This is a genomic window from Microbacterium sp. BF1, assembly GCF_019279095.1.
Classification (GTDB): Bacteria; Actinomycetota; Actinomycetes; order Actinomycetales; family Microbacteriaceae; genus Microbacterium; species Microbacterium maritypicum.
Window position 1 is genome coordinate 1 of record NZ_JAGYWT010000175.1, and the last position, 4,980, is coordinate 4,980.

The window sequence follows — 4,980 nt, forward strand, 5'->3', positions numbered from 1 at the left end:
CGCTCGTCGCCCGCAGCGAGCAGGTCCGCCGGTTCAGCGTGGTCTTCGCCGACCTCGACGACCGCGGGCTCGTCACCCCCACCATGAAGCTGAAGCGGAGCGTCGTGCTGGATCGCGCCGCCGTCGCCGTCGAAGACCTGTACCTCTGAGAATCGGAAAGCACACCATGTCCTCCCCCACCCCCACCCGTCCGACCTCCTCGCGCTCCTCGCTCATCGCGATCGTCGTCGCCCTCGCGGTCGGCACCCTCGTCGCTATCGCCGGCAGCCAGGGCGGTGCGACCATCGGCGGCGTCCCCCTGTTCGCCCTCGCCGTCGGTGCGGCCTTCGCGATCCAGGTCATCGCGTTCATCCCCGCGATGCTGATGCAGACCGAACGATTCTTCGACCTGACGGGCAGCCTCACGTTCTTCGTGATCTCCGCAGCGCTCGTCCTGCTGGCGCCGATGCCGGACGCGCGGAGCTGGATCCTCGCGGCGATGGTCATGCTGTGGGCCGCGCGCCTCGGCTCGTTCCTGGCCGTGCGCGTGCACAAGGCCGGATCCGACGGGCGCTTCGACCAGATCAAGGGGTTGCCGCTGCGGTTCCTGCAGGTATGGGTGATCCAGGGCGCGTGGGTGTCGCTGACCGCTGCCGCCGCCTGGATCGCGATCAGTGCGGATGCCTCCTCCCGCGCGCCGATCGGATGGCTGACCGTCGTCGGCATCGTCGTCTGGGCTCTCGGCATGGTGATCGAGGTCGTCGCCGACGCCCAGAAGTCCACGTTCCGCGCCGACCCGCGCAACCGGGACGAATTCATCCGCAGCGGCCTGTGGTCGCGGTCCCGCCACCCGAACTACTTCGGCGAGATCGTCATCTGGGTGGGCGTCTTCGTCACCGCAGCCCCCGTGCTCGTCGGATGGCAGTGGGTCGCGCTGCTCTCCCCCCTGTTCGTGATCCTGTTGCTCACGCGCGTCAGCGGCATCCCGCTGCTGGAAGCCCGCGCCGAGAAGAAGTGGGGCGATCGCGCCGACTACATCGCCTACCGAGAGAACACGCCCTCCCTGATCCCACGGCTCACGCGGCCGGCCGTGCGCGAGAAGGCCGCGTAGACCCTCAGCGCACTTCGATACCGAGGTCCCGCGTGAAGGCGCCCTCCTCGAGCCGCGCCTTCACTGTGGCGAGGAACCGCGCGGCATCAGCGCCGTCGATGATGCGGTGGTCGTAAGAGAGCGCCAGATAGACCATGGAGTGCACGGCGATCGCCTCCACGTCCTCCGCGGATTCGACCACTGCGCGCTTCACGACCATTCCCGTGCCGAGGATCGCAGATTGGGGCTGGAAGACGATCGGGGTGTCGAACAGCGCGCCCCGCGAGCCCGTGTTGGTGAGGGTGAACGTGCCGCCGGCGAGCTCGTCCGGCTGCAGCCGATTGCTGCGCGTACGCTCCGCGAGGTCGGCGATCTGCGCGGCGAGACCGGCGATGTCGAGGTCTGCGGCGTTGCGGATCACCGGCGCCAAGAGGCCCCTTTCCGTGTCGACCGCGATGCTCAGGTTCTCCCGATCCGGGTAGACGACGTCATCTCCATCGACGATGGCGTTGATGATCGGGTGGGTGCGCAGCGCTTCGGCCGCAGCGATCGCGAAGAACGGCAGGAACGTGAGGCGGTGGCCGGTCGTGCGAAGGAATTCGGCCTTGACCCGATCCCGAAGGTGAGCGACGCGACTCACATCGACCTCGACGACGCTCGTGACCTGCGCCATCGACGTCATCGACGCGACCGCCCGCTGGGCGATCACTCGCCGTAGCCGCGTCATCGGCACCGTGGTGCCGCGCAAGGGTGATGGCTCGTTCCGCTTGCGCGGGACGGATTCACTCATGTGTTCTGCCTCCTTCGTGGCGCAGGGCTCTTCGCCGCTCGTGTGGCAGTCGAGGTCGACAAGATCGATACCCCCACCCCCTCGAAAGATCTTCGTGCTCGGCTGGCTCATCCTGATCGCCGGTTCGATCCTGGCGGGAGCGGCCGGGAGCGTCGGTGTCGAGATCGCCGGTCGCGCGATCCAAGGCGCCGGATCAGCGCTAATCGCGCCGGCCGCCCTGACCCTTCTGATGATGCTGTTCGGCGGCACATCCGATCTGCCCAAGGCATTCGCCGTCTACGGCGCCGCAGCGCCCATCGGCGGCACGGCCGGCGTCTTCCTCGGCGGAGTCCTGACCGAGTACGCGAGCTGGCCATGGGTGTTCTACGTGACCGTGCCGATCGCGCTCTTCGTGCTCGCATTCTCCGCGACGACACTCCCCCGCACCGTCCGAAAGGCGACGGGGTCGATCGATGTCGCCGGAGCCGTCACGGTCACGGTGGGACTGGCCGCCGTGGTCTACGCCGTTGTCAACGCCCCGGAGTCGGCTGGCTCACCTGGTCCACTCTGGGCATGCTGGCGCACCGACCGGATCTGCGCCGGATCTGTCACGCCTCAGGGGTGACAGATCCGGCCCTCCCCTGCGCGGAGGAGAACCGGGCCGGTTGAAGGAATACCCCACCAGGGTATACGGTTGCGACTAGTACCCCTACGGGTACTGACCACGAGAAGAGGAAACGCGATGACCACGAACGAGTTCCAGGTGACCGGCATGACCTGCGGACACTGCGAGATGTCGATCCGCGAAGAGGTCTCCGAAGTCCCGGGTGTCGAAGACATCCAGGTGAGCGCACAGACGGGCACGCTCGTCGTCACCGGCTCCGGTTCCCTCGACGATGCGCAGATTCTGGCTGCCGTCGCGGAGGCGGGGTACTCGGCGGTGCGGACGGCATGAACGCCGGGGCGCGCCTCACGATCTACGGGATCGGCGTGGTGGTGGCGTTCGGTGGGGCCTTCGGCCTCGCCAGCGCCATCGTTCCCCCGAGCGTTGTCAGCGAGTGGAAGGAAGGTGCGGAGATGAACAGTCACGACGGCGGCCACGATGCCGCCACGACGGCCGCGGAGGAGTCTGCGAATGTCGCTGCGGACAGCCTGAAAGGCCTTTCGCTCGGCCTGGAAGGATACGTCCTGTCGCCGGTCGAGGCGCCGGGAGCCGTCGCAACCTCCGGCGAGCTGCAGTTCCAGATCCTCGACGCCGCAGGCACCCCGGTCACGGACTACACGACCGCGCATGACAAGGACCTGCACCTGATCGTGGTGCGCTCGGACGGGAGCCTGTTCCGTCACGTCCACCCGACGCTGGATGAGAGCACGGGCATGTGGTCACTGCCGTGGGAATGGACGGAAGCCGGGACCTATCGCGTCTTCGCGGACTTCACCCCCGCCGGCACGGATGCCCCTTCGCTCACTCTCACGCGCACGGTCCAGGTGGCGGGCGAGTTCACCCCGGTGGCGCCGCAGCCGACGCAGACCGCACAGGTCGGCGACTTCACGGTCTCGCTCGACGGCGACCTCACGGCGGGAACAGCGAAAGACCTCACCCTCACCGTGACGCGAGACGGCAAGCCCGTCACCGCTCTGGAGCCCTACCTGGGGGCTTTCGGCCACCTCGTCGCATTGCGCGACGGCGACCTCGCCTACCTGCACGTGCACGCCAAGGGGGAAGAGCCTGAGGTCGGCGAGACCTCAGGGCCCGAGATCGAGTTCGCCGCAGAGGCGCCGACCGCCGGCCGGTACTTCCTGTACCTCGACTTCCAGGTCGACGGACAGGTGCACACCGCCGAGTTCGTGGTTGACGCCGCTTCGGGGGATGACGCGGCCGTGTCCGACGGCGACTCCCACGACGACGGGCACTGAGCGACGAGCATCGCCCTGCGGCAGCTCCGCGCTGCTGCCCGCCCACACAGCCGACAGAAGGAAAAGCACATGAGTACATCAGCACCTCCGAGCATGGGGTCAGGCGTCGAGTTGGAGATCGGCGGGATGACCTGCGCGTCGTGCGCGATGCGGATCGAGAAGAAGCTGAACAAGCTCGAGGGTGTCGTGGCGACCGTGAACTACGCGACCGAGAAGGCGAAGATCACGGTCCCTGACGGCTACGACCCTGCGGTGCTGATCGCCGAGGTGGAGAAGACGGGGTACTCCGCGGCCCTGCCCGCCCCGAAGGGGAAGAGGAACGACGGGGCGGCCGCCGGTGACGCCGACGACGCGGATCCTGAGTTGCGGTCACTGCGCAACCGACTGATCGGCGCGATCGTGCTGACCGTGCCCGTGATCGCGATGGCGATGATCCCCGCACTGCAGTTCACGTACTGGCAGTGGGCCTCTCTCGCGCTGGCTGCTCCCGTGATCCTCTGGGCGGCATGGCCCTTCCATAAGGCCGCATGGACCAACCTGAAGCACGGCGCCGCCACGATGGACACGCTCATCTCGATGGGCACCTCGGCCGCGTTCCTGTGGTCGTTGTACGCACTGTTCTTCGGCACAGCGGGCACGCCGGGCATGACGCACCCGTTCGAGTTCGCGCTGGCCCCGTCCGACGGGGCGGCGAACATCTACCTCGAGGTGGGCGCAGGGGTGACCATGTTCATCCTCGCCGGGCGGTACTTCGAGAAGCGGTCGAAGAAGCAGGCCGGCGCGGCCCTGCGCGCTCTCCTCGAACTTGGCGCGAAAGAGGTCGCCGTCCTGCGTGGCGGTGTGGAGACGAAGATCCCCGTCGAGGATCTCCAGGTGGGCGACGAGTTCATCGTGCGCCCCGGGGAGAAGATCGCCACTGACGGTGTGGTCGTCTCCGGCACCTCGGCCGTGGACGCATCCATGCTCACCGGAGAGGCCGTCCCGGTCGAGGTGGCCGAGGGCGACGCCGTCACCGGTGCCACGACGAACGTCGGCGGCCGACTCGTGATCCGTGCGACGCGAATCGGCTCGGACACGCAACTGGCACAGATGGCACAGCTGGTCGAGGACGCCCAGACCGGGAAGGCCGAGGTGCAGCGCCTCGCCGACCGGATCTCCGGGGTGTTCGTGCCGATCGTGATCGTGATCGCCTTCGTGGCCCTCGGCGGCTGGCTCGGGGCAGGAT

Annotated in this window: 6 protein-coding genes; 5 read left to right on the top strand and 1 reads right to left on the bottom strand. The window is 68.0% G+C overall.

The window, feature by feature from the left end:
* Window positions 1-166: 166 nt before the first annotated feature.
* The gene (locus tag KZA10_RS07985) at window positions 167-1,090 is read left to right on the top strand and encodes a DUF1295 domain-containing protein (protein ID WP_141386940.1); all 924 of its coding nucleotides are present in this window, start codon (window positions 167-169) and stop codon (window positions 1,088-1,090) included.
* A 4-nt stretch (window positions 1,091-1,094) separates the two neighbouring features.
* On the opposite strand, the gene KZA10_RS07990 is transcribed toward KZA10_RS07985, so the two are convergent.
* Window positions 1,095-1,859 (bottom strand): 2-oxo acid dehydrogenase subunit E2, encoded by a 765-nt coding sequence (locus KZA10_RS07990; protein ID WP_374196556.1) that lies wholly within the window; start codon window positions 1,857-1,859, stop codon window positions 1,095-1,097.
* Between KZA10_RS07990 and KZA10_RS07995 the strand changes: the two genes are divergently transcribed.
* The 4 genes from KZA10_RS07995 to KZA10_RS08010 all read left to right on the top strand — a co-directional run.
* Complete coding sequence (locus tag KZA10_RS07995; protein ID WP_256934556.1) at window positions 1,858-2,463, top strand: MFS transporter; 606 nt, start codon at window positions 1,858-1,860, stop codon at window positions 2,461-2,463. The two genes, KZA10_RS07990 and KZA10_RS07995, sit on opposite strands and share 2 nt — an antisense overlap.
* Window positions 2,464-2,580: 117 nt before the next feature.
* Window positions 2,581-2,793 (top strand): heavy-metal-associated domain-containing protein, encoded by a 213-nt coding sequence (locus KZA10_RS08000; protein ID WP_017829691.1) that lies wholly within the window; start codon window positions 2,581-2,583, stop codon window positions 2,791-2,793.
* Window positions 2,790-3,755 (top strand): heavy-metal-associated domain-containing protein, encoded by a 966-nt coding sequence (locus KZA10_RS08005; RefSeq protein ID WP_141386937.1) that lies wholly within the window; start codon window positions 2,790-2,792, stop codon window positions 3,753-3,755. The genes KZA10_RS08000 and KZA10_RS08005 overlap by 4 nt, the downstream gene beginning before the upstream one ends.
* Before the next feature lie 69 nt (window positions 3,756-3,824).
* Window positions 3,825-4,980: cation-translocating P-type ATPase (locus KZA10_RS08010; protein WP_218682601.1), on the top strand; the 1,156-nt coding region annotated here is incomplete at its 3' end.